The 23,497-nt window shown below is 70.4% G+C and carries 18 protein-coding genes; 2 read left to right on the top strand and 16 right to left on the bottom strand.

What is annotated here, in order from left to right; genetic code table 11:
* Positions 1–41 precede the first annotated feature (41 nt).
* The 9 genes from SK854_RS10670 to SK854_RS10630 form a co-directional block, all read right to left on the bottom strand.
* Positions 42–1,532 carry a thiopeptide-type bacteriocin biosynthesis protein gene (locus SK854_RS10670; protein WP_319974858.1) on the bottom strand — a complete coding sequence of 497 codons (1,491 nt, stop codon included), beginning with the start codon at positions 1,530–1,532 and terminating at the stop codon, positions 42–44.
* Between the two features lie 18 nt (positions 1,533–1,550).
* Positions 1,551–3,077, bottom strand: a complete 1,527-nt coding sequence (locus SK854_RS10665) for a YcaO-like family protein (protein WP_319974857.1) — start codon at positions 3,075–3,077, stop codon at positions 1,551–1,553.
* Entirely contained in the window at positions 3,074–4,696 is a 1,623-nt protein-coding gene (locus SK854_RS10660; protein ID WP_319974856.1) for a hypothetical protein, read from the bottom strand. Before SK854_RS10660 ends, SK854_RS10665 begins: the two co-directional genes overlap by 4 nt.
* Positions 4,693–5,772: a hypothetical protein gene (locus SK854_RS10655; protein WP_319974855.1), complete on the bottom strand. Its 1,080-nt coding sequence runs from the start codon at positions 5,770–5,772 to the stop codon at positions 4,693–4,695. The genes SK854_RS10660 and SK854_RS10655 overlap by 4 nt, the downstream gene beginning before the upstream one ends.
* Positions 5,769–8,186, bottom strand: a complete 2,418-nt coding sequence (locus tag SK854_RS10650) for a lantibiotic dehydratase (protein ID WP_319974854.1) — start codon at positions 8,184–8,186, stop codon at positions 5,769–5,771. The genes SK854_RS10655 and SK854_RS10650 overlap by 4 nt, the downstream gene beginning before the upstream one ends.
* Entirely contained in the window at positions 8,183–8,356 is a 174-nt protein-coding gene (locus SK854_RS10645; protein ID WP_094030699.1) for a thiazolylpeptide-type bacteriocin, read from the bottom strand. The genes SK854_RS10650 and SK854_RS10645 overlap by 4 nt, the downstream gene beginning before the upstream one ends.
* A 106-nt stretch (positions 8,357–8,462) precedes the next feature.
* The gene (locus SK854_RS10640; RefSeq protein WP_319974853.1) at positions 8,463–11,147 is read right to left on the bottom strand and encodes an AfsR/SARP family transcriptional regulator; all 2,685 of its coding nucleotides are present in this window, start codon (positions 11,145–11,147) and stop codon (positions 8,463–8,465) included.
* A 309-nt stretch (positions 11,148–11,456) separates the two neighbouring features.
* Entirely contained in the window at positions 11,457–12,080 is a 624-nt protein-coding gene (locus SK854_RS10635) for a TetR/AcrR family transcriptional regulator (protein ID WP_319974852.1), read from the bottom strand.
* 9 nt (positions 12,081–12,089) lie between these two features.
* The gene (locus SK854_RS10630; RefSeq protein WP_319974851.1) at positions 12,090–14,417 is read right to left on the bottom strand and encodes a glycoside hydrolase family 3 protein; all 2,328 of its coding nucleotides are present in this window, start codon (positions 14,415–14,417) and stop codon (positions 12,090–12,092) included.
* Positions 14,418–14,559: 142 nt separating this feature from the next.
* On the opposite strand from SK854_RS10630, the gene SK854_RS10625 reads away from it, so the two are divergent.
* On the top strand, positions 14,560–15,261 hold the full coding sequence (locus SK854_RS10625) for an AfsR/SARP family transcriptional regulator (protein WP_319974850.1): 702 nt from the start codon (positions 14,560–14,562) through the stop codon (positions 15,259–15,261).
* A 165-nt stretch (positions 15,262–15,426) separates the two neighbouring features.
* Here SK854_RS10625 and SK854_RS10620 read toward each other — a convergent pair whose 3' ends face one another.
* The 6 genes from SK854_RS10620 to SK854_RS10595 form a co-directional block, all read right to left on the bottom strand.
* A complete protein-coding gene (locus SK854_RS10620) occupies positions 15,427–17,634 on the bottom strand; it encodes a hypothetical protein (RefSeq protein WP_319974849.1) in 2,208 nt (735 codons plus the stop codon).
* 153 nt (positions 17,635–17,787) lie between these two features.
* On the bottom strand, positions 17,788–18,069 hold the full coding sequence (locus SK854_RS10615) for a cupin domain-containing protein (protein WP_319974848.1): 282 nt from the start codon (positions 18,067–18,069) through the stop codon (positions 17,788–17,790).
* A gap of 102 nt (positions 18,070–18,171) precedes the next feature.
* A complete protein-coding gene (locus tag SK854_RS10610; RefSeq protein ID WP_319974847.1) occupies positions 18,172–18,738 on the bottom strand; it encodes a hypothetical protein in 567 nt (188 codons plus the stop codon).
* Entirely contained in the window at positions 18,725–20,326 is a 1,602-nt protein-coding gene (locus tag SK854_RS10605) for a vWA domain-containing protein (RefSeq protein ID WP_319974846.1), read from the bottom strand. The genes SK854_RS10610 and SK854_RS10605 overlap by 14 nt, the downstream gene beginning before the upstream one ends.
* Before the next feature lie 61 nt (positions 20,327–20,387).
* A complete protein-coding gene (locus tag SK854_RS10600) occupies positions 20,388–21,530 on the bottom strand; it encodes a toxic anion resistance protein (protein WP_319974845.1) in 1,143 nt (380 codons plus the stop codon).
* A gap of 1 nt (position 21,531) precedes the next feature.
* Complete coding sequence (locus tag SK854_RS10595; RefSeq protein ID WP_319974844.1) at positions 21,532–22,605, bottom strand: hypothetical protein; 1,074 nt, start codon at positions 22,603–22,605, stop codon at positions 21,532–21,534.
* A 170-nt stretch (positions 22,606–22,775) separates the two neighbouring features.
* On the opposite strand from SK854_RS10595, the gene SK854_RS10590 reads away from it, so the two are divergent.
* Positions 22,776–23,108 carry a YciI family protein gene (locus SK854_RS10590; protein ID WP_319974843.1) on the top strand — a complete coding sequence of 111 codons (333 nt, stop codon included), beginning with the start codon at positions 22,776–22,778 and terminating at the stop codon, positions 23,106–23,108.
* Here the strand turns inward: SK854_RS10590 and SK854_RS10585 are convergent.
* Positions 23,094–23,477, bottom strand: coding sequence for a VOC family protein (locus SK854_RS10585; RefSeq protein ID WP_319974842.1), 384 nt, complete (start codon positions 23,475–23,477; stop codon positions 23,094–23,096). The genes SK854_RS10590 and SK854_RS10585 overlap by 15 nt on opposite strands.
* Positions 23,478–23,497 lie beyond the last annotated feature (20 nt).

The raw sequence follows: 23,497 nt of genomic DNA, 5'->3' as shown, positions 1-23,497 counted from the left end.
TGCTCATCGGCATGATCGCGATCGGCGACGTCGTCGGCCTTCTACGAGGCCAGTGGCAGGAAGTAGACGAGTGCGTCGTTCACGCCGTCGAGCCCGATGACGTCGTGGGCGATGTCGTCGTAGAACCCGCCGACCAGTCCGGTCCGGATGCCCAGGTTCGCCGCGGTGACGGTGAGGTTCTGGGCGAGATGCCCTGCCTCGGTGAACGCGAACCTGAGCGCTCGCAGGCCGTAGGTCTGCCGCAGTGAGCCGAGTCTGATGTACAGAGCCAGGACGGCAGGGGTGCCGGCGAGTTCGGTGGTGCCCTCGCCGAACCACATCGAGGTCGCCTCCAGGTCCTCGATCGACGGCGCCTCACCGAACCAGGTGAGGGCTCGCTCGACCTCGTTGACCTCGTAGCGTCCGCGGGCCAGGCCGTCGACGTTCAGCGCGATCAGCCTGATCCGGGCGCAGTACTGGGCGCCCGCACTCGGGTACGGCCACCTGCCGTCCTTCGGGGACATCGCGTTCCACAGCAGGGTCCCGAGCTGTCCGGCGTCGAGCTCGCCGGTCAGGTCGCGGCTGGTCCTGCGAGCCCTGAGGGTGTCGGTGTCCACCGTGGAGGGAAGGGACGTGGTGGCGGGCCAGGACTGCCTCGGCTCCGCTGTCTTGCGGGGCAGTTGGTCGCTGAAGCCCGGCAGGAACTTGCTCGCCTCCAGGTAACGGCGGTCCGGCGCGGTCTCGCCGTCGTCGTGGAAGTCCGTCAAACCGTTGGGGGACAGGGCGGCGGCCGCGGTCGTCCAGCAGATCATGCGCTCTTCGTTGGGTGTGATGCCCATGCGGTTGAGCAGCATGTGCAGCTGCGAGGCCCAGACGTACGGCAGCCAGACGTCGAGGCGCTGTTTGGCCTCGTTGATCGTCGTGCGCCAGTGGGCGATGGCGCCTCGCGGCTCACGATGCCAGCGCGCGGCCAGGTCGCGGCCGCGTTTGGCGAGGAGCTGGTTGGCGGCGTGCTGGGAGCCGATGGTCGGCGCGGGGGCCCGCTCCCGGACGTTGCGCCAGCCGGAACCGAGGCTGCGCAGCCAACTCGCGGCCTGCGGCAGGTTCAGGTCGAGCGCCTTGGCCGTCGCGATCGTCAGGTCGATGGCGGCGGTGAGGCGTGCGCTGTCGGTGTGGGCCGCCTTGAGCACGGCGACGGCGACCTCGGTGCTGTGGCAGAACACCTCCTCGGCGATCGGCAGCGCCTGCGGGCCGCCGTACCGTTCGGTTTCCGGGACGTACTCGACCTCGCGGACGTCGCCGTGCGGGAGCCAGTCCGGTTCGCCTTGTTCTGTCGCGAATTCTTGCACCGCGATGAGTTCTTCCAGTTGCCGCTGGAGCTTGTCGACGTTCTGCGCGTTCTTGATCCTGACGCGGAGGTGCGGGCCGGTCTCCCAGTAGCGCAGGAAGTACCACTCCTGGCCGGCCATCGCGGGGGCCAGCGTCTCGGCCACGAACGTGTCGAGGTCCGCTCGGTTCCAGTTGACCCTGCAGTGCAGGCCGGTCCAGGTCACAGCTGCTCCAACGGTGGTTCAGGGAAACGGGTGGGGATGTCCGGCCTTGCGGTTCAGGCGGGGAAGACCGTGTGTCCGGCGGTGCAGGTGGCCGAACGTCATGGGCAGCGTTCCCGGCACGATGACCTTGGCGGAGTGCAGCCCGAGGGTGATCGCCGTGTGCGGGTCGGACTGGTCGACCGCGATCAGCTCCAGGCCTTTGTTCTTCAGGTCTTCCGCGTAGTGGTCGAGCAGCTCCTTGAGATCGGTGTGGTGGGGCTGGGTGCTCAGGGCTTGCGGGGGTTCGTCGCTGACCAGAGACGCGTATCGGTCTCTCGCCTCCGGCAGGGTGTTGACCGCGACGTGGTCGTCCATGCTTCTGACCTGCGACGGGTCGTGGAGCAGGGTCAGCAGACGTTCTCTTTGGTAGGCCTCGGGGTTCTCTCGCGCGCGGTCGGCGAACGCCTCGACGTCCACGGCGACCTCGACCGCTGCCGACCGCATGGCCCTGGTGGGGTCCGGGCTGGCTCCCGCGGCGAAGAACGCCTGGGGCAGGCCTTTTCTGGTGGTTCTGGCCAGGGTGAGCACTGCCGGGATGCCGAGGTCGTTGGTGGCGTCGAGGAACAGGAGCTCGTAGCCGAGTTCTTCGAGCCGGTCGGTGAGGTGGTGCAGCAGTGGGTCCGGTGGGAGCTTGATCCTGGTCAGCGGCGTTTGGGCGTACCAGGCCATCAGGAACGCGTCGCGTTCGGCCACCTCGAACAGGCCGTGCAGCACGGCTTCGGTCAGGCTGTTGCCCAGCCCGCAACCGTTGGACGTCTCGTGGACGAACCGTTGTTCTGGCGGCGTGTGCGCTGCCCAGTACGCGACCTGCTCCGGTACCTGGATCGGCTTGCGCCGGGTGTACGACCAGCCCTGCGTCCAGCGGAACTTCAGGTCCGGGTGGTAGGTGTCGCCGAAGTCGTTGAGGCCCAGGGTTTCCGGGTCGAGTGCCTGGTCCGCTCCCAGCTCGGCGAACGAGGCTTCGAGTGCGCTCGGGACGCGGGGGCGCATGCCGTTGAGTCGTTCGATCGCCTCGAAGATCGCGACCCGTTCGGCCTCGTCGAACGACGTCGTGCGGCCGTAGCCCGCGGTGTGGGAGTCGAGTTCGGCGGTGACCGTGGCCAGAGGCAGGTCTCCGGTGCGGAACAGCGCGGTGACCGGTCCGTGCCTGAAGTCGACCACGGCGTCTTTCAGTCCGTCCACTGTGGTCTTGTCGTTCGGGGTGCGGAGTTCACCCAGGGGTGTCGCGGTTTCCTCGACGGTGCTGGATTCCGGAGCGCAGCAGGTGCCGGGTGCGATCCGGTGAGTGGACACCAGTCCGAGGTCGGTGCGGATCGCGATCACGGTGTCGTGTTCCCGGCCTTGGAGTGCCGTGACCAGGGGCTGGAACGCCGGTGCGATCAGGCCTTCCAGCTGGAGGTTCTGGCGTGGCGCCCGTGCGGTTGCCAGCCGTGCGTTCTCGGCGCAGTCGACGCAGACGTTCGCGGTCGGGCCGATGAGGACCAGGCCGCCGTCCACGCGGGTCATCGGTAGGCCTTCAGACCGGCGGCGCGGAGTTCCGGGTCGAGCCGGAGCGGGACGACCCGGACGCCCGGCAGCCTCGCGATCGCCTGCTGGAGCCGTTCTTCACGGTCTCGCACGTCGGCGGGCCACTGCCACTGCCTCGTGACCCAGCCGGGGTTGTCGGCGGTCTTGCTGGGTGCCGCGCCGTTGAGGTGGGCGGTGCCGGTGCGGCCTGCCTGGGCGTGGCCCGTGGCGGCGAGCGCGGCGAAGGCCACCGCGTCCGCGGCCGTCGCCTCGACGGCCCACGCGAGGATCTGCCGGCCGTTGCTGACCTCTGCCTTGTACGCGCCCGGTGCGAGACGCTCGACCCGGACGACCGCCGGGACGCCGAACCTCGCGGTCAGCGCCTTCCACCAGCGGTGCGCGGTCGGGTCGCTGGTCCACTCGTGCGCGTCGGCCGGCTCGCCCCGGTGATGGCGTGCGGCCCGGCGCAGTGCGGCGCCTCGGGCGTGGGTTTCATCGATGCCGATCACGCCGTCGGTCTTGAGGGCGTTGAGGGCGGCGTTGAGACGGGCGGCGTCGGCGGTGGTGCCGATGCCGAGGGCGTCGCCTGAGGTGGCGAGGTTGGCCGGCACCTGGGGGAGAGGGCCGAACTCAGGGGTGTCGACCGGGCCCAGTTCGCTGTCTGTCAGGGCTTCGAGGGCTTGCCACGGGTCTGACGGGGGAGGGCCTTGTAGAAGCGGGTGATAAGTGGCGCGGAGTGGGCTCGCGTGGGCCACCAGGGCCATCGGGTAGGTGTCGGCGAGCTCGGCGGCTGGGTCGGGCAGGCCCGCGATGGCGCAGACGAGGCGGTGGACGGCGGCGGATCCGATGAGGGTGGCCAGGATCTCGGGTGGTTCGCCGGTGATGCCCAGTCTTGCGGCGGTGCGCATAGTCACTTCAGTGTTGAGTGAAGTGAAACCCTCGGGGGCGGACGGGAGCACATAGCCGGCTTCGGTTCCACAACCCGCCTGGACGATGAGGTCGCCTGCGGAGATGACGAGTTCCCGGCTGGTGGAGGGAACGGCCGCGTCGCTGTCGCGGGGGAGCCCGGTGGTCGGCTGGTTCTCGCCGGCCTGAGGGGTGATGGGCTCGGGTGCCTTCGGGGTCGGTTCGTTCTTGCCGGCCTGAAGCTCACGTGCCTTTGTGGCCGTTCCTGACCGCTGAACCGCCAGCCCCACCGCCTCCGCCGCCTGAACAGCCGCGCGCTCCAGCGGCCCGTGTCCCGACACGATCACCGTGGCCGCCCGAAGCCGCCTCCAGGCCTCCACCGGTTCCGCGGCCGCGGACTCCAGCCAGGCCGCCACCTCCGGCGCGGGCATGTCGGTACCCCACGCCGGCATCTCGACCAGCATGTCGTGCTCCCACAACTGGTCCAGGATCAGCGAGACCGCCGCCCGCACGGCCGGAGCCGCGTCGGGCGGCACCTCCAGCGATGCCCGCGGGATTCCCGCCTCCAACTGCGGAGCGAGGCGTTGCCACACCTTCCACAGGCCGGTTCCGCCCGAGAGGGTGCAGCTGGACGCCCAGCCGCGCAGGTGCAGGCCGTCGGCGGTCGGGGTGGCGGTGACGACTGGGCGCAGCCGTACGAGCACGCGCGTCACCCCACCTTCGGCAGGGCGGCGAACTGTTCGGCCCAGGTGGTGCCGAGGACCTTCTGTGCGGCGTTGGCCAGGAGGTGAGCGGCGGCGTAGCGCTCCATCGGGGTGACGTCGCAGATCGCCAGGAGTTGGTAGAGAACGTTGGTGCCCAGGCGGTAGACGGTCATCGAGCGGGCGATCGCCGGGTCGGAGAGGTCCACGGTCCACATGGCGGTGTGGTAGTCGGTGAACTTCGTTCGCTCGCCGTAGTTGTAGCGGCGGATGGCGTCCTGGTCGCCGACCTCGTAGGCCCGTTCGCCGTGGCGTGGGTTGGGGTCGGAGGTGAGCAGGCCCGCGTCGTAGCGTTCCTGGGCGGTCAGGCGCAGGGCGATGGTCCAGGTCTGCCAGGCCGCTTCGAGGTGCGTGGTGGGGTGGCCCTGGGCTACCTGTTCGACCAGAGTGCAGGCGGCGGAAGCGTTTGCGGTCCAGATCGAGTCCAGTTTGGACCGGATTGTGCCGTCGGGATCGCTGGCGAGCAGGAAGTCTTCCACGTGGGAGAGGAACGAGTGGTAGCCGTACTGCAGGCCGGCCGGGTAGCGGCTCGCGTGGACGGCCATCGCGGTCAACGCGAGTGTCGGGCGTGACACGGACAGCGAGTGGCGCAACGCGGGCAGGCCCAGGCGGAGGCCTTCCGCGCGCAGCGAAACGTGAGCAGGGGGCAGGAAAGCGCGGGCGCGGGAGTCGTCCGTCGGCTCGATGCGCACGGAGTTGTTGGGGTGGAAAGGGGTGAACGGCGGCAGCAGCAGCTCGGCCACGGCCGCGGACTCGGCGTGAGCGAGCAGCTCGGACTCCGAAAGCTCCACTGTGGAGGGATGCGCGGCCAGGTAGGAACGGAGCAGGGTCGCCACCAGCAACGCCGCTGTCGGGGCGGACGGACCGGACAGCACGACGCGGACGTGCGGGCCGTGCAGCCAGTGGCGTTCGACGTGGCCCACGACGTCGGCGAACGTGGATTCGGCGGCGGCCAGGGCGGGTAGGACGCCGTCGCGCAGCAGCGGGGCCTTGATCGGGTCGTGGTAGTAGCAGACGACGTCGGTCATCCGGCCCTCCGGTAGGTCTCCGCCACCACTTCGAGCACCTGGCCGGACGGGACCGGGAGTGCCTCGGTGAGGCGGACGTGGTCGCCGTAGCGGGACGTCAGGCGCGGCAGGCAGCGCAGGTGCAGTGCGTTGGTGAGGTCGGCGTACTGCGGTTTCGGGCCGTTCACGCGGGCCTCGAAGTCCTCGCGGGAGGTGATGACGCCGCCCATACCCGCGAACAGTTCCGCGGGCATGCCGTAGCGGGCGCGCAACGCGGTCGCGCCGGCCACCGACGAGAACGGCTCCGTCAAAGAAGAAGCCGGGAAGTCCCAGTAGCGGCGGCCGAGCACGACGTCGCGGTAGCGCAGCCGATCGGCGACCCGCACGTCCCCGTCCAACGACACCGGCTGCAAAGGGGAGAGGTCGGCCGCGCCGCAGGTCAGATCGGAGTACAGGGCGGCGACGCGGTCGGGCAGCGAGATCGGCATGAGATAGCCGAGGTACAGCACGTCCAGCACCGCGCCGTTGTCGCGGCGGCGCAGTCGCAGTTCGTCGTTCTGCTGGTCGTGGAAGACTTCCAGGGCGTCCGGGGTGTGGTCGGCCCAGTGCGGGTCCTCGCCGATCTCCGCGCGGCCGAGCAGCGGGTGCAGGTTCGGGTTGAAGCCCTGCACCGGCCGGTACTCCACGAAGCCGCGCGGGAACACACCGTCCAAAGTGGCCCGAACCGTCGCGTACGCCTCGGGTGGCAGCAGGTCGAGGAACCGGCCTGGGAAACGGCCGAAGCCGTCGTAGACGTGGTTCACCACCAGGCCGTCCGGTGACGGCTGGGCGAAGAAGGAGTACGAGGTCGGCCTGGTCTTCATCCACGCGGGCAGCAGGTCCGCGGCGGCCGTGACGACCTCGTCGGTGATCACGCCGTCCCGCACCAGGTCGGCGACCTGGGCCCGGCTCGCGCCGAGACCACCGGTCGGCACGCCGGACATGGCCTCGTGCATCAACGGCGCGCAGGCGGCGAGGCGAGCGGAGCCGCCGTGACCGAACTCCGAGACGAACAGGTCGCGGGAGTGCCGCCGGATCGCGAGGTGCCGGTCGAACAGCATCAGCAACGGGGTGAGACCGGCCAGTGATCGCACGCCGTCGTAGCCGTGTTCGCGGCCAAGACGAACGGGCATCGGCAGAATGACGTCCTCGCTCAACGGCGTCACGTCACCGAGTTCCGTGCCGACGACCGAGCCCAGCTCTTCCCACGACGCGAACAGCGCGGCCAGTGCGGCAGGCCGTTCAGAAGCACCGGTGTCGGCGAACGCCAGGGTGTCCCGGTAGATCGAGATCACCCGGTCGGCGAGCTCGGGCCTGCCGGTGTCGCGCAGCCACGAGGCCAGCGCGGGACAGGCCTCGGGGTCCTGCGGGTCGGCGGGCAGCACCGGTACGAGGAGCTTGATGTCGAGCAGCAACGCGACGTAGTGCTGCGCGCGGTCGGACTCGCCGTCGGGCAGCCGGGTCGCGAGGGCGCTGGCGAGCTCGGCGGGGCTGATGCCCTTGGGGTTGGCGCCGGTGAGGCCGATCAGGAACTGCAGCGGCGGGCTGGACGCCAGTTCGACGTCCTCCTCGATGCCGACGCTGGCGCGCAGCGGTCCGCGGGCGGGAACGTCGCGGCGGAACTTCACCTGGCCACCGTCGGCGTGCACGTCGGGCGCTAGGCGGTGGGGGTGGTCGAAGAGGTGGCCGCGATCGGCGAGCAGCGCGGCGATCAGCCGGGTCAGCAGCACCTGGCTGACCCGCGTGACGGCGACCGCTGTGCCGAAGTCCGGCGTGGGGGCGTCGGGGGACCAGGTGGCCCAGCCGACCGCCGCGTACCAGGACAGGGGACTGGTCTTCGACGTCGCGCGCAGGGCGTAGCGCAGCACGGTGGGTTCGGCCTTGCGGGAGCGCTTGTCCCCGGCACCGGCGCGGGCGAGCCCCTGCCAGAGGTCGCGGCCGCTGAAGACGGCGGCCTTCCGCAGGGACTCGGTGCCGCACAACGACGCGAGCACCTCGCGTTCGGCGGCGAGCGCGTCCGGCAGCAGCTGATCGATCTCCGCGGTCACCTCAGCGCGGTGATCCATGGCCGACAACCACTCGCCCAGCTGCGGAAACCGCGAGACCAGCCCATCGGCCTCCGAGCGAAGCGAAGGCCGCGGCGACCGTCCGTTGTGGACGTCACGGCGCAACGGCAGCACGACTGTGCGGTGGTAGGAGTCGGAGTGCGTGCCGACGCTGTCGTGCAGCAGGTCCGACACCGGGCCGGCCAGTGACAGCAGCGAGGCTTCGAGCGCCGCCAACGTCTCCACCGCCCGCCGGAACGGCGCTGCCGCCGCAGCGCCGTCCGGGTGCGGCAGGGCCGCCAGGCGCACGAGTGCGTATGGCGCTGTTTCTCCCTGCACGCGATCGCTCATGCGTTCTGGACGGGAGGCTGGGTGCAGCTGCTGCACGACGAGCTGCCACACGAGCACGACGAGGCGCCTCCGGAGGCACCGGACTCCGGCAACGCGACCGAGTCGCGCAGGGAGGTGACCGCGAGGTCGCCGAGCTCCAGGTCGTCAGGGTCGAAAGAGAGATCCTTCATGCCGTGTCCTCACGTCTTCAGTTGTTGTTGAACTCGCCCAGGGGCTGTTCAGCCAGGCTGAAGAAACGCGATACGGCACGGATCGCGCTTTGCTTGATCGCACGGACTACAGACGCGCGCGGACCTCGTCGGCCTTGGGCTCGCCCAGCTCCTCGAACAACGTCACGGACTCCAGCCAGCACTTCTCCGCGCCACGGCGGTCGCCGAGCCCGTCCAGCGCCAGCCCGAGGTTGTCCAGCGACTCGGCCTGCCCGTAGAGGTCGCCGATCGCCCGGAACGTCTCCAGCGCCCGGTCGACGTACGACACGGCCTCGGGGAAGTCGAGCAGCCCCCGGTACACCTCGCCGATGTTGTTGAGCAGGATCGCCTCGCTGTACGGGTCCTTGATGTCCTTGCGGATCTCCAACGCCCGCAGGTACCTCGCCAGCGCGACGTCGAACCGGCCCGCGTCGGCGTGCAGCAGCGCGATGTTGTTCAGCGTCACGGCTTCCGAGTGCAGGTTGCCCAGCTCACGCGCGATCTCGGCGGACTGCTCGTAGCACGCCAGCGCGTCCTCGGGCCGGCCCGTCACCATGTAGACGATGCCGAGGTTGTTGAGAGCCGGTTCCTGACGGGCTTTGTCGCCGGTCGCGCGGAAGATCGCGAGCGCCTGCTGGTTGCACTCGATGGACTCCTCGTGCCGCCGGACCTCGCGCAGCGCGATGCCCAGTGTGATCAGCATCCTGCCCTCGGCGCTGCGGTCACCGACCGAGCGTGCGGCGGCCAGCGCGACGCTGTGCGTGTCGAGCCAGTCCGCCCAGTGCTTGCGCAGGTTGAAGAAGTCCCACAGACATTGAGCCAGGCTCCAGCAGTGCTCCGGCAGCTCGTGACCGGCGGCGTCCCGCACCGCCGCGACCAGGTTCGCGCGTTCGGTGTCGCACCACAGCAGAGCGGCGTCGCGGTCGGCGAACGAACGTGCGTGCACGACCGGGTCCGCGGGGCTGATGTCCAGCTTGCGCTGCGGGTTGAGCTGCTGCGCGCTCTGCCACGACGTGTGCACGTACCAGTCGAGCACGCGGCGCCGCGCCAACGCACGGGCGGGCGGCGGTTCGGCGGCGGTGACCTGCTCGACGGCGTACGTGCGCAGCAGGTCGTGCAGGCCGTAGCGGCCTGGGGTGTGTTGCTGCAACAGGTGTTCGTCGAGCAACGTCTCCAGCAGGTCGCCGGCCTCGTGCGGGGTCAGTCCGGCGAGCGCGGCGGCCGAGTCGGCGGAGAAGTCCTCTCCCGGATGGAGTCCGAGGAGTCGAAACAGGCGCCTCTGGTTGTCCGGCAGCGCCTGGTACGAGAGGTCGAACACGCCCCGGACACCGAGACCGCCTCCCCGTTCGAGCTGGTCCACCAGGTCCCGCATCGTCCACTGTGGACGACGAGCTAGGCGCTTGGCTGCCAGTGCGACGGCGATCGGCAGGTGCCCGCAGAGCTCCGCGATCCGTTCCGCGGCTTCGCGATCGGCCTGCACGCGGTCCTCGCCGGCGATCCTGGAGAACAGCGCGAGCGCCTCGCCGGGCGTGAAGACGTCGAGGAACAGCGACTGCACGCCGTCCAGCCGCAGCAGCGTGCGGCGGCTGGTGATCAGCACCATGCAGGTGGAGCTGCCCGGCAGCAACGGCCGCACCTGGTCCTCGCCGGCTGCGTTGTCGAGCAGCACCAACGCGCGCTTGTCCGTCAGCCGGTCGCGGTAGAGCGCGGCCCGTTCCTCCAGCGAGGCCGGGATCTGGCCGCCGGGCACGCCGAGCAGCCGCAGGAAGCTCTCCAGCACGGCGGACGGGTCCGCGGGCAGTTCGTCGGCGTCGAAGCCGTGCAGGTCGGCCCACAGTTGCACGTCCGGGAAACGCTGAACGAGCCGGTGGGCCGCACGGACGGCCAGCTTCGTCTTGCCGACACCGGCCATGCCCTCGATCGCGGAGATCACGACGGTGGTCTGCGGTCCCGGCTCGCACAGCCGCCGCAGCTCGGACTCCCGGCCGGTGAACTCGGCGATGTCCATCGGCAGCTGGCGATGCGCGTTCAAAGCCGCGGGCGAGGGCACCCGGCTTTCGAGGATCACCTGCTGCAACTGGCGCAACCGCGCGCCCGGCTCGACGCCGATCTGCTCGACCACGTGCCTGCGGGCCGTCGCGAAGGCCTCCAGCGCCTCGCTGCGACGGCCCGAGCGATCCAGCGCCAGCATCAGCTGCGCCCAGAGCTCCTCGCGCAACGGGTGCAGCGCGGTCTCCCGCCGCAGCCGGTCGATCACGTCGTCGAACCGGCCGAGTTCCAGCGAGGTCTTGGCGAACCGCTCGACGGCGGTGAGGCGGCGTTCCTGGATTCGGGTGAACTCGGCGCGCAGCAACGGTCCCGCGTTGAGCTCGGCGGTCGGGATGCCGTGCCACCGGCCCAGCGCCTGCCCGAAGAGGTCCGCGGCCGCTTCCGAGTCGTTGTCCGCCAGGGCGTTCTCGCCCTCGCGGACGAGCTGGTCGAACGCGTCGAGGTCCAGTTCGCCGGGGTCGACCACGAGCTGGTAGCCGTGGCCGGGATGCGTGATCAGCCGTTCACCGAGGACCTTGCGCAACCCGGCGACGTACGTGCGCAGGTTCGACTCGGGCGACACCGGCGGCGAATCCCAGACCGCCTCCGTCAGCTGTGCGACGCTGACCGCCTCGTTCGCGTGCAGCAACAGCATGGTGAGCACCGCGCGCTGCCGGGGTCCGCCCAGCTCCAGCAGTGTGCCCGTCCGCCGTACCGCCAGCGAACCGAGCAGCAGGAACTCCACGGGTATATCGCTCCTCGATGATCCAGGCGTTGGGGTGCACAGCCATCCTCGCGCACTTCCTGACGGTCTGTGCACGGCCTGGGCGAAATCTGTGCACGCCCCCTGTCATCTTTGTGTCCAGAACCGGTACCTGCGCCGCCGGGCCCGAGAAACTCCCGGGAGTGGGGGTCGGCGCAGTTACCGGATCTGGTTCCCCCAGAACCCGGCCGGCGTGTGAAAGTCACCGCACACGTCGGCCACCTTTCGCAAGACCGGTGGCCCGGACGGGTCCCCCAGACTGAACCGGGCCACCACCTTGCGTTCGGGCTCTCAGCGAGCCCAGCGGGCGCGCAGAGTTCCTGTGAACGCCTCGAATTCGGCCGTCATCGACACTTCGTCCGGTTGGAGCAGCCACTGCTGCTGCAGTCCGTCGATCACCGCGATGGTCGTGCGCACGATCGAACCGACCGGGGCGTCCGCCGCGATCTCGCCGTCTTCCTGTCCTGAACGCACGGCAGCGGCCAGCCATCGCTGCAATCCGCTGTAGTGCTCCCGCACCCACGCGTGCGCGGGATGGGCGGGTTCGGTCGCCTCGGCGGCCAGTCGCACGAACAGGCCGACCAGGTGCGGCCGCGCCGAGTTGCGCGCCACCAGGGCGGCCAGCGCGTCGAACGCCGCCCAGCCCAGCGGCGGACCCGCACTTCCCGCGAGGAATTCGCCGTCCTGCCGGTCTCGTTCCTCCAGCACGGCGGTCAGCAGCACTGCCTTGCTCGGGAAGTGGTGCAGCAGACCGGACTGCGACAGACCCGTCTTCGCCGCCACGGCCGCCACCGAGGTTCCCTTGAAACCGGTCAGCGCGAACAGTTCGGTCGCCACGGCCACGGCTTTGGCCCTGGATTCCTCACCGGAGACGTCCACCCGCGACTTGGCCCGGTACCGGGGCGGGACCGACACGGCGTCACCTCACTCCTGATCAGCGGGCAGGGTAACGCGGACGTCGCCGAGCCCGCGTGCGATCAGCACCTCGCCGCCGCCGACCGGCTGCCAGCCGTCCGCCCACACCCGTTGGGCCCGCGGGTCGCACAGCACCTCGACCCTTGTGCTCTGACCTGCCTCGACATCGGCCACGGCGAACCCGACGAGACGGACCGTCTCGTCTCGCGGGCGGAGGTAGACCTGCACGACCTCGCGGCCGGCCCGTTCACCGGTGTTGGTGAGCTCCACCGACACCGAGTCGAGCACGCCGTCCACAGTGGACCGCGAGGCGGCACCGTACTCCCAGGTCGTGTAGCCGAGTCCGTGGCCGAACCAGAACAACGGATCGCTCGCACCGCGGTAGCCGATCGCGGTTCCTTCCGAGTACACCAGTTCGCCGTTGGACGGAATCAGCGGCAACGCGTCGGAGTCGGCGCGCGGGAACGTCGTGACCAGTCGCCCGGCCGGTTCGACGTGGCCGAGCAACGCGGCCGCGACGGCGTCACCGGCTTCCTGACCGGGCAGTCCCGCCCACAGCACGGCGTCGACCTGCGCGAGCCACGGCATGAGCACGGGCGTGGCGGCGTTCACCACGACCACCGTGCGCTTTGCGGCCGCCGCCACTGCCGCGACCAGTGCGTCCTGCTCGCCGGGCAACGCGAGCGTGGTCTTGTCGAAGCCCTCGGTCTCCTGCTCCTCGGTGAGTCCGACGACCACGACCGCCACGTCGGCCTCACGCGCGGCCCGCACCGCGGCACCGATCGCGTCGGCGGGAGCGCGGGGGACCGGCTGGGTGATCAGGCCGACCAGCGCGCTGGCCTCGCGGACACGGGCCGTGATCCGGTCGCCGGGCGACAGCAGGACCTCGGCCGTCCAGTGCGGTGGCTTCAGCAGCGCCTCCTCGACGATGCCGTTGGCCCAGGCCAGAAGCGTGGCGTACCGGCGGCCGGCGACGTCCAGCGTCCAGTCGCCGAACCCGCGCACCCCGATCAGCATCCGCGTCGGCTCGTCCAGCACGACCTCGCCGGACACCTCGATCGACGCCGCGCCCTGCGCCCATCCGCCGTACGCCGCGAGCTCGGCGATCTCCATCTCGCGCGAGGCCAGCACTTCGCCATCAGCGTCGTACGTCGTGGCGCGAATGTCCTTGAGCACCCCGGGACCGGGAGCGGCGTACCGGAGCCGGACCTCCACACCGTCCACAACGGACACCGCTGAGCCGAGCTGTGAGGCCAGACCGTCCGCGATGCTGATGACGTGCGGCGGCCGCACCCCGGCCGAACCGCCGCCCTGGGCGACGGTGTCGATCGCGTGCCGCCCGATCAGCGCGACGCTGGAATCCTGCAACGGCAGCACGCCGGAGTTCTTCAGCACGGTCATGCCACCTGCCGCGAACCTCCGCAACTGCTCGCGGCGCACCTCGCTGTCGGGCGCGGGCAGGTCCTGCGGCCAGGAGCGTTGCTCGCCCAACGCCCCGGTCCGCGACGCGAGAAGCAGCAGGCGGCCCAGGTGGTCGTCGATGGTCGACTCGGCGACCTCGCCGGCCTTCACGGCCGCGACCAGGTCGTCCTCCCACGGTCCACCGGGACCGGGCATGACCAGGTCGAGGCCGCCGTTCGCGCTGGCCGCCGTGGACTTCGTGGCGAACCAGTCGGACATCAGCAGGCCGTCGAAACCCCACTCGCCCTTCAGCACGCCCTCGACCAGTTGGGTGTGCTCGGTCGCGGGGACGCCGTTGACCAGGTTGTAGGCCGCCATGATCGCCCACGGCGCGGAGTCCTCGACGACGATCTCGAACGGCAGCAGGTAGATCTCGCGCAACGTCTTCTCGTCCAGGACCATGCTCGCCGTGCGCCGCTCGGTCTCGGACTCGTTGGCCACGTAGTGCTTCGGCGTCGCCGCGATGCCCTTGTCCTGCAAACCCCGCACGTACGCGGCCGCGATCACGCCCGTCAGCAGCGGATCTTCGCTGTAGGCCTCGAACAGCCGGCCACCGAGCGCCGTGCGGTGGAGGTTGATCGTCGGGCCGAGCACGACGTGGACCTGTTGTGCCGCCGCCTCGTCCGCGAGCACCTCGCCGACCTCGCGGGCCAGCGCCGGGTCCCAGTGCTGGGCGAGCAACGTGGCGTTCGGCAGCACGCAGGCGATCGTGCCGCCGCGCAGTTCGGCGCCGCGGACACCCGTCGGGCCGTCGGACACCTTCAGCGACGCCAGCCCGATCTCCGGCTCCGGGTGCAGCGCGAACAGCGCGGAACCGGTCAGCAACCGGACTTTCCGCGGCAGGTCCAGCCGGGCAATCGCTTCCTGGGTGTCCATGCGTCCGAGCAGACCAGAACCACCGACCGAGTGGTCGGTCGGTATACCGTGCTGTTACCTCTAGGTTATGGCGCTGTGATGTGACGCGGCGCGGCACACCCGTGGCACGCCTCTACCTGTGTCCAAGGGGAGGGGAATGGTGATGAAGATCGAGGTGCGGCTGCTCGGGCCGCTCGAGGTGCGCGGACCGAACGGGCCGGTGCACTTCACCGGGGCACGGCGGCGGGCCGTGTTCGCGTTGCTGGCGTTGCGGACCGGCCGGTTGGTGTCGAGGTCGGCGCTGGTCGACGGCCTGTGGGGCGAGGACGTGCCGCCCACGGGGACCAAGACCCTGCAGGGGCACGTCGCGAAGGTCCGAAGAGCGCTGGAGCTGGCCGGCGCGGACGGCGTGGTGCTGACGCGCGAACCCGGCTACCTGCTCGACGTCACGCAGGTCGTGGTCGACGTCGAGGAGTTCGACGAGCACCTGCGGTGCGGCAGGTACGCGGAGGCGCTGGCGTTGCACCGCGGTGATCCGCTGGCGGACTGCCCGGTCGAGGGCTGGGCGGGCGCGGAGATCGTGCGGCTGCGGGAGGCGCTGGCGTTCGCGGAGGAGAACCAGGCGGCGGCGCTGTGCCTGGACGGCCGGTACGCCGAGGCGATCACCCAGCTCGAACGGCTCGTCGCGCTCTACCCGCTGCGGGAGTCGTTGTGGGAGCTGCTGATGGAGGCCCAGCACCGGGCGGGCCGCGCCGGTGACGCGCTGCGCACCTACCGGCGGGTGCGGGCGCTGCTCGTCGAGGAGTTCGGCATGGAACCCGGCTCGGCGTTGCGGCGCAGGGAGGCCGCCGTTCTGGCGGGGTAGGGGCTCCGCGACTCGTGTCGGGGGTGCGAGCCGCGGAGCTGGATCGTGGCTCGCCCTGGGGGGCGCGAGCCACGATCCGGTTCTCCCCCCGAAGAACCTGTTCTCCCCTTGCCCCGAAGTCTGCGGGCCCTCGGTGGCCAACCGGTTGCCGCGCGGTGGTCAAGATCAGTCGGGCTGGTACGAACAGTGATAGCCCGTGGTCACGGCCTTGCGCAGCGCGTCCGCCGTCGGCTGCTCGGTCGCCGCGATCGTGTCGATGGCGCGGCGGATCGCCTTGCGCACAGCGGTTCTGGCGCGTTCGGCCGGGCCCGCGAAGTTCCGGCCACGACCACCCATGCCGGTCTCGCGTTCGAGGTGGCTGAGCAACGCCTCCAGTTCGGCTTCGGCGCGCGGCGTCGGGTTGTCGTCGAGCTGCGCGCGAAGGTCGCGGATGCGTGTGAGATAGGCGGCGCGGGCCACGGGATCGAGCACCGGCTGGTTGCCGCTGTCCTGCCCGCCGACGAGTTCCAGCGCGGCGATCTCTACGCCCGGATCGGCCACGAGCCGCGCGAGGTAGCGCATGCCGACGAGGTCCTCGACGCGCGTTTCCCTGCCCTGGTGGGAGACGATCCACCACGCGTTCTCCTTGCGGATCACGATCCGGCCGGACAGCCCGTCGCGGGCCTGCGCCCACATCGCGGCGCGCGCGGTCATGCCGATCACGTTCGCGTCGCGGATGGCGACGTCGAACAACGCCCTGCCCCGCTCGCCGCCGACGGTCTGGGCCAGCGTGGCGCGGGCGTAGGCGGTCATCGGCAGGTTGCCGAGCCGGATGTTGGTGGTGACAGCGCGTTCCAGGTGCCCGGTGGCGAGCGCGGGCTCGCCGAACGTCGTGGCGGCGATGCCCAGCAGCAGTTCGGTCGAGCCGAAGCAGACGATCGCGGTGGCCGGCACGACCGGTAGCGGCGCGAACGGTCCGAGCAGCCGGTAGGCCTCCCGCGCGATGTCGGCCTCGCCCAGCGCCGCGGCCACGTGCACCACGCAGAACAGGCACGTGATCCAGGTGCTGGACAACGGAACCGCGGTGAGTCCGTTGATGGTCAGCCGGTGCAACGCCGACCGTGCGCGATCCCGTTGGCCCGCTTCGAGTGCCAGCAGCGCGAGCGCGGCCTCGAAGCTGAACTCCAGGTCCGGCAGCGTGGGGGAGTGCGTGACCTGCTCGGCCAGGTCGACGAGTTCGCCGCCGCGGCCCTGCAACCAGCGGATCGCGAACAGGTGCGTGCTGTGGAACGTCTCCGCGTCCACGTCGCCCGCTTCGAGCCCGAGTCGCAGACAGGCCAGGGACTTCTGCTCGGCCTCGGCGAACCGGCCGGCCCGGATCGTGCGCATGACGTCGATCGCGGCGTGGAAGAACAGCAGCCCCGGATACCCGGACGCCCGCCGCGCCAGTTCGACCTGCGACCGTTCCGCGTGTGGGTCTCCCAGGCAGAACAGGTCCATCGTGCGGCGGCACAGACCGCTGAGCGCCAACAGGTCCAGCCCCGCCGCCGACGCCACGGAGATGAGCTCGTCGGCCAGCGCCAGCCGGAAGGCCGTGTGCTCCGGTGACCACAACGCGTGATGTGCCAACGACAAGGCCTCGGCCAAGGTCAATTGGTCACCGGTGTTCCTGGCCTGCTCCAGCGCTTCCAGCACGCACTCGGTCTCGCGCCGGTCGTAGGCCTGTTCGGCCGCCAGCCTCGTGACCAGCCGGGTGCGCAGCGGTTCGGGCGGCTGTGCGGCGACGGCCTCGCGCAGCCGGGCGAGCGCCAGCGCGCGGTCGGCCCGGCCGCGGAACTTGTTGACCCACATGCCCGGCAGCCCCAGTGCCGCCTCCGGATCGCCGTCGCGGGCGGCTTGGTCGAGCAGGTCACGTGCCTCGGTGATCCGGCCCCTGGCCAGCACGGCGTGCGCCCGTTCGACGAGCCGGACCGCGTCGTCCAGCGCGGTCGTGCCGGTGGAGGTGACAACGATGACCACGGGCAACTGGTGGACGGTCCCGGCCACCAGTCGCGTCAGCTGGAAAGCCTCTTCGCCTGCCACGTCGACGTCGTCCATCAGGATCAACGCGGGCGTGCGCCTGAGGACGTCGACGACCTTCCGCGCGCAGACCTCGGGGCCGGCGTCCAGCGCCGCCGCGTCGCCGCCCAGACCGGCGAGGACGGCGTGCCACGGCCAGTACGCGGGAGCGTCCGCGCGACAGGTCGTCCAGACGACGGCAAGCCCCTGCGCCTGAGCCTGCTCCACGGCCTGGACCAGGTACTGCGTCCGTTCGGCGCCCGGCGGCCGGTTGACCGCGACGAGCTGCCCAGAGCCCAGTTTCGCCCGTTCGAACGCCGACTCCGGCACCAGCACCGCTTCACCCTCGAATGCACTTCTTCAGCCAGGACTGGGGCAACCTAGCGGAGGGCGGCGACCGGCACGTACGCGGTCGACACGCAGTGGGAAGTGCGTTGATACGAACAGCGGATCGGTATGGGCCGTGAGCGGGCATGGCCCGCCGCTGGGTCACGCGGGCTGATGCGGGAACATCGCGTACGACAGGTCGTCCGTCAGAGGCGTGGAGAGGTGAACTTCGCCCTCGGTGTCCTCAAAGGACAGCAACGCGCCCGCGCCGAACTCGCGCCGCTCGCCGTCCGACACCGTGACGGCGGCTCGTCCGGTCAGCACGATCAGCCACTGCCTGCGCGGGGCGACGTGGAGTTCCCACTCCGGTGTGCCGCCGGACGGTTGTTCGACGACCAGCATCGAGGCCGCGGGAAACGGGCCTGAGACGAGCAGCGGTGGCACGCCCTCGACCGTGACCGTTGGTGTGCCTTGTACGTCGACGTCCTCGAAGGCCGATTTGCCGTTCTCGTCCGTGAAACCCGCACGTACCGCATGATCCCGAGGCTACCCGCGGTCTTCGAGGTAGCGGGTGTGGTCTGCCTGCCGTTGCGCGTCGGCCGCGTGGAACCGTTCCGCGGTCCGGACGGCGTCGGCGTGCAGCAGGTCCAGCTGCCGCACCAGTTCCGCGCCCGAGCCACGTGCGGCGGCGTACCACCACGGCAGGTTCAGGTAGGTCTGCACGGACAGCGGCAGGTCGGTGCCGACGAGCCGGGTCACGGCGTGCAGCGCGTCCGGGTCGGCGCGCAGCTCACGCGGGCGGTCCAGCATGCCGCGCAGGACCTCGGCGATCTCCGCGAACCTCGGCGCGACCTCGTCCGGCACCCGGAATCCCCGGACCCGCTCGACCAGCGCGTCCAGTTCGGACCGCAGTGCGCCGGCTTCCTCCACCGGGTCGGTCACCAGCGTGACGCGCTCGGGCGGCGCGACCAGGGCTCCCACGCCGTAGAGGCCGATCACGACCAGGACCCAGTAGGAGCCGGCCAGTCCGGCGAAGTGCAGGCCGAGGCCGATCAGCCCGCCCGTGCAGCCGGCGAGGTTCTTCCAGGAGCCGAGATGTCTACTGATAGCCACGGATCTCCTTGAAGGCGGACGACAGCGAGCGGTTGCGGGCGTCGAACACCTTGCCGCCGCTCATCTTCGCCACCTGTTCCATCTCGGCCGTGGCGCTCTCGCCGAACAGCACCGGGAAGATCGGGATGCCCTTGAGGTTCTGCGGCAAACCCCGGTGGAACAGCTGGAAGTCGGTGACGTCCTCGCTGCCGGTGTTCTCGCCGTCGGTCATCAGCACGATCGACGTGAAGCGGTCGGGGTCGGCGTCGATCTGCTGGCGCAACACGTCGTAGCCGCCGCGCAGGCTGCTGTAGATCGCCGTGCCGCCGGCCGCGTCGAGTGACGTGGCGGTGTTCCGGATCTGGTCGAGGATCGGGCGCGGATCGTCCTGCGGCACCTCGTACTTCACCGCGGGCCGTGCGCTGCTGCTGAACGGCAGCAACGTCACCTGCTCGCGGCCGTGGAACCGGCTGAACCTGCCGGCGAGCGACTCGTCGGCCCCGGTCAACCCGACCAGCGCCTGGCGCAGGCCGTCGATGCGGTCGCCCTGCATGGATCCGGACGTGTCGAGCACGTAGAGCGTGCGCGACGGGCGTCGCAGCTGGTCGAAGTACGTGGTGATCAGACCGTCCACAGCGGACTGGCTGCCGGGGAACGGCAGTTCGACCAGGTCCCGCACGGTGAACTTGGCGTCCGGCCGCACCTGCGGCACGGCCGGTCGGCGGTGCGTGGTGTCCATGATCCTGCGCTGAACGTCCGCGCCGCGCAGGTACTCGGAGAGCTTCTGGTGCGCCTGACGGGCTTCCGAGGACGCCGACGTGAGCAGCGTGAGCGGATAGTCCGCCGTCACCACGCCGTCGCTCGGGTAGACCAGCGTCAACGGGTCGGGCGACGACAGCAGCACCGACTCGTAGTTGATCAGACCGTCCACTTCGGCCCCGGGATCTTCACCCCTGGCTCGGCGCTGGTAGGCCTCCGACAGCCAGCCGGACGACCCCGCCGACAGCGTCTGGGCCGAGAAGAACTGCTTGAGCTGCGGCGCCACGGCGTCGATCTTCGCCGCGTCCAGCGCGGAGCCCGACCCGGACAACGCGGCCGCGACGCCCACCAGTGCGGAGAACCCGGAGTTGGAGGCGGACGGATCGGTCATGCCGTAGGTGAACTTCCGCGCCCCGGCCGCCGCGGCGATCTCGGCCCAGCCGACGCGCCTGCCGTCCCAGCCCAGTTCCGCGACCTTCGCGGCGGGCAGGCCCAGCACGACGGGGGAGGACATCACCTTGGTCGGGGTGCCGAGCCGCTTCTGGGCCTCCGGCACGAGTTCCAGGTAGCGGTTGGAGGAGAACCAGACGGCGTCGAAGCCCTGTTCGGCGGTGCCGCTCGCGACCTTCTCGGCGCCCTCGACGGTGCCGCTGAAGCTGAACTTGACGCTGATGCCGGTGGCCTTGGCGGCCTCGTCGAGGATCGGCTGGAGGTCGGCCAGTTCGCTGCCCGCGAGGACGCGGAGAGTGCCGGGGGTGGCGTCGCCGACAGGTCTGGACGGGTCGGCTTCGTTGGAACATCCCACCAGCAGCGCCACTACGGCGACCGCGGGGATGAGGCGGCGGATCATGTGGGCTCCTTGGCGAGGAGGTGGCTGTGTGTGAGCGCGGCGGGCGGCGTACCGGAGGCGGTCACGCCTGCTCCCCGGTTTCCCTGACGCGGCTCAGGTGGTCGTGGGCGCGCCGGATCTCGGTGTCCAGCGCGGAGACCGTGCTGGACATGGAGTCGGCGGCGCGGGCCTTGAAGGCGTCGATCGCGTCGATCGCCGCGTAGATCTGGTCGAACGAGGTCCGCACCGCCTCGATGCCGACGGCCGGCGTCGACGCGATGCGCTGGATCTCCTCGCCCTGCAACGACATCAGCGTCGCGTTCGAGCGCAGGATCGAGTCGGTGAGGCCGCGCACGGCGTCGACCTGGTCGATCACCTCGCGCTGCCCGGCCAGTGCCGCCGCTACCGCCACGCCGATCCGCAACGCCGTGACGGTCGTGCTGACCGCCCGTTCGATGCCCTTGACCAGCTCGTCGTTGTTGCGGCGCACCACGTCCAGCGCCATGTACCCCTGCGCGCACACGGCCAACTGGGTCAGCAGGTCCTGATGCCGTTGCCGCAACCCGAACAGCACGTCGGCACGCAACGCCTGGGCGCGGGCGGGTTCGGCCAGGTCGAGGATCGCGATCTGGCGTTCGACGGCCTCGTCCATCTCGGCGGCCAGCGCGGCGTCCTGCGACAGCTTGGACATCAGGTCCCACAAGCGCTGCCGTTCGCCCTTGATGGCGGCGTTGTCGCGCTTCAGCGCGTCCTGGCCGGACCGCAGCTTCAGCACGATGCGGTTGAGCGGCTCGTCGGCCGCGCGCAGCCGTGCCAGCAGACCGCGGGCCGAGTTGCCGCCGGGGATGAATCCGAGGATCTTGCGGCCGGTCAGCCTGCTCAGGTCCTGTGGATCGAGCTCGCGAACGGACCTGCGCAGCTCGGTCAGGCTCGTCGAGACCTGGGCGCCGTGCGGCGACGAGGCGGACGCGAGCGTGCGGTCGAGCAGACGACCCGCGATCTGCGCCGCCAGCCGCATCTCCGCCTCGCCGAGGACCAGTGCCTCGTCGGCGATCCGGCTGAAGTCCGGTGACCGCGGGTCGACGGCGCCCAAAGCCGAGATGAAGGCCTCGGCGCGCGACGACAGCTCGGCCTTGGCGTCGTCGGCGACGGGGATCAGCCCGGCCGCGCGGTCGACCGGCACGGGTTCGACGGGATCCGGTGGCGTCAGCACGAAATCGGCCATGTCAGTACTGCTTCGCGATCGCTTCGAGCATCCGCTCCAGGGTCTCGTGGGCGGGCGGTTCGACCACGTCCACGACCGTCTGCGGCACGGTCAGGCCCTTCTCCCTGACGACTTCGTCGAAGTGCCTGGGATCGGCGGTGCGGAAGCCGAACGTCGCGGCGAGCCTGCCCAGTTCGGCGTCGCTCTGCAGCAACTGCCCGACGCGGTCGCCGGCCTCGCGCAACGGCACGAGCGTGTGCTTCGACAGCACCGTCGGCGCCGGGTAGAGCAGCTTCATGTCCGGCCGGACCGAGGAGTCGCCCCGCACCACCCTGTCCACGAACTGCGCCTCGTACGCCAGCACCAGCGGCGTCTTTCCCATCCCCGCGGACAGGTAGTCCTCGAACGGCCCCTCGCTGCTGCTCTGCGTGTATCCCTGCTCCAGGAACAGCTTCGACACCGCCGGCAGCACCTTCGCCTCGGCGTCCTGCGACGACACCACCCCGCCGTTGGCGACGAACGACGTGATCGCCAGGTACATCGCCGCCGAGTTCGAGTCACGCGGATCGGTCGTGGTGACGAGCAGGTTCTTGCGCGCGGGATAGGAGGTGTTGCCCGGCAACTGGTCCCAGCGCGTGCCCCTGGCCGCGAGTTCCAGGTAGGCCTGCACGTCGAACGTCTGGTAGCCCGGCCCGGACTTCACCACGCCGGCCTTCGTCAGCAGGTCGACGATCGGGTCGAACGTGGCGACCACCATCGGCGACGAGAACGGCGCGTACGTCCGCGCTGCCTTGCGATCGCGCTGGATCTTCTCAGCGGCGGGTGCCGAAGAAGGAAACGCGAAGTCGTACGAGTTCAGGTCCGTGGCCGTGGCGATCTGCCGCGACCCGGCCGGATCCACCTCGACCTTGAGCCCGTGCTTCGCGAACACGTCCTTGACCCGCTGGTCGGCGAAGAAGGCGAGCTTCTCCGAGCCGATCACGCCGCGCACGGTCTGGAGCCGGGCCGGTTCGCCTCCGCCCTGTCCCAGGACGATGGCCGTCACGACACCCACGAGCAGCACGACCGCAAGACCGATGCCGAGCGTTCTCTTCACTGTCCACCTCTACGAAAAGCCCTGTCAGAGAACAGATCTTTCGTCACTTCGACGCCGTGGCGGGGTGGCTGGTCGCAACCATGAGGTGAACAGTCGATGAACGGGCCGATGAGTTTCGCGAGGCTCGGAAGTCGGTATGGCTGAAGAGTCCGAATCGAGGAGGTTCCGCGATGAAGTTCGTGACGATCGGCTACGGAGAGCGTGCGGACTACGACCGAACGGCACCGGCCGTGCGCGATGAGGCGCACGCCCACGACGAACGGCTGAGGGCCGCCGGAGTCGAGATGGGGATCGCCGGAGCACCGATCCAGGTCCGCAACCCCGGCAACGCCGGCACGACCGTCGAGGACGGCCCGTTCCTCAAGTCCGACCTGCCGATCGCGGGGTTCGCGATCATCGAGGCGGAGTCCGTGGACGAGGCCGTGCGGATGGTGGCCGGGACTCCGTGCGCGGTGGCGCACGGAGTCGTCGAGGTGTGGCCGCTCCAGTCAGCCCAGGGGTGACCGGTCGCCCACGGACCACTTGTGGCCGAACGGATCAGTGAAGCCGCCCTGCCGGTGCGTGCCCCACGGCATCTCGTGACTCACGGCCGCGGAACCAGCGGCTCCCGCGGTCACAGCTCGCGCGATGACGCCGTCGGGGTCGTCGGTGAACAGTTCGATCCGCACGCTGGTGACGCCGCCGGGACTGGACTCCGCGGGGTTGTCCGGGTTGACCGCGTGAACGAAGAACGCGGCGCCGCCGATCTCCAGACCGGCGACGCCGCCGAGGTTCCACAGCTCCGTGGCGCCCAACGCGGCTTTGTACCAGGCAACGGCCGCGTCGGCGTCCGGAACGATCAGCATCACCGAGATCACCGGAGGTGTCGACATGGCGCCTAGCCTGCCGGATC

This window comes from Lentzea sokolovensis (genome assembly GCF_033949975.1).
Lineage (GTDB): Bacteria > Actinomycetota > Actinomycetes > Mycobacteriales > Pseudonocardiaceae > Lentzea > Lentzea sokolovensis.
This window is presented reverse-complemented; position numbering and strand designations above follow the sequence as displayed.

What these genes read in the sequence shown, in the direction of transcription:
- SK854_RS10665 (WP_319974857.1), bottom strand. Translation starts at nt 3,077, where the DNA reads ATGACCCGCGTGGACGGCGGCCTGGTCCTCATCGGCCCGACCGCGAAC.
- SK854_RS10655 (WP_319974855.1), bottom strand. Translation starts at nt 5,772, where the DNA reads ATGACCGACGTCGTCTGCTACTACCACGACCCGATCAAGGCCCCGCTG.
- SK854_RS10650 (WP_319974854.1), bottom strand. Translation starts at nt 8,186, where the DNA reads ATGAGCGATCGCGTGCAGGGAGAAACAGCGCCATACGCACTCGTGCGC.
- SK854_RS10645 (WP_094030699.1), bottom strand. Translation starts at nt 8,356, where the DNA reads ATGAAGGATCTCTCTTTCGACCCTGACGACCTGGAGCTCGGCGACCTC.
- SK854_RS10630 (WP_319974851.1), bottom strand. Translation starts at nt 14,417, where the DNA reads ATGGACACCCAGGAAGCGATTGCCCGGCTGGACCTGCCGCGGAAAGTC.
- SK854_RS10625 (WP_319974850.1), top strand. Translation starts at nt 14,560, where the DNA reads ATGAAGATCGAGGTGCGGCTGCTCGGGCCGCTCGAGGTGCGCGGACCG.
- SK854_RS10605 (WP_319974846.1), bottom strand. Translation starts at nt 20,326, where the DNA reads ATGATCCGCCGCCTCATCCCCGCGGTCGCCGTAGTGGCGCTGCTGGTG.
- SK854_RS10600 (WP_319974845.1), bottom strand. Translation starts at nt 21,530, where the DNA reads ATGGCCGATTTCGTGCTGACGCCACCGGATCCCGTCGAACCCGTGCCG.
- SK854_RS10590 (WP_319974843.1), top strand. Translation starts at nt 22,776, where the DNA reads ATGAAGTTCGTGACGATCGGCTACGGAGAGCGTGCGGACTACGACCGA.
- SK854_RS10585 (WP_319974842.1), bottom strand. Translation starts at nt 23,477, where the DNA reads ATGTCGACACCTCCGGTGATCTCGGTGATGCTGATCGTTCCGGACGCC.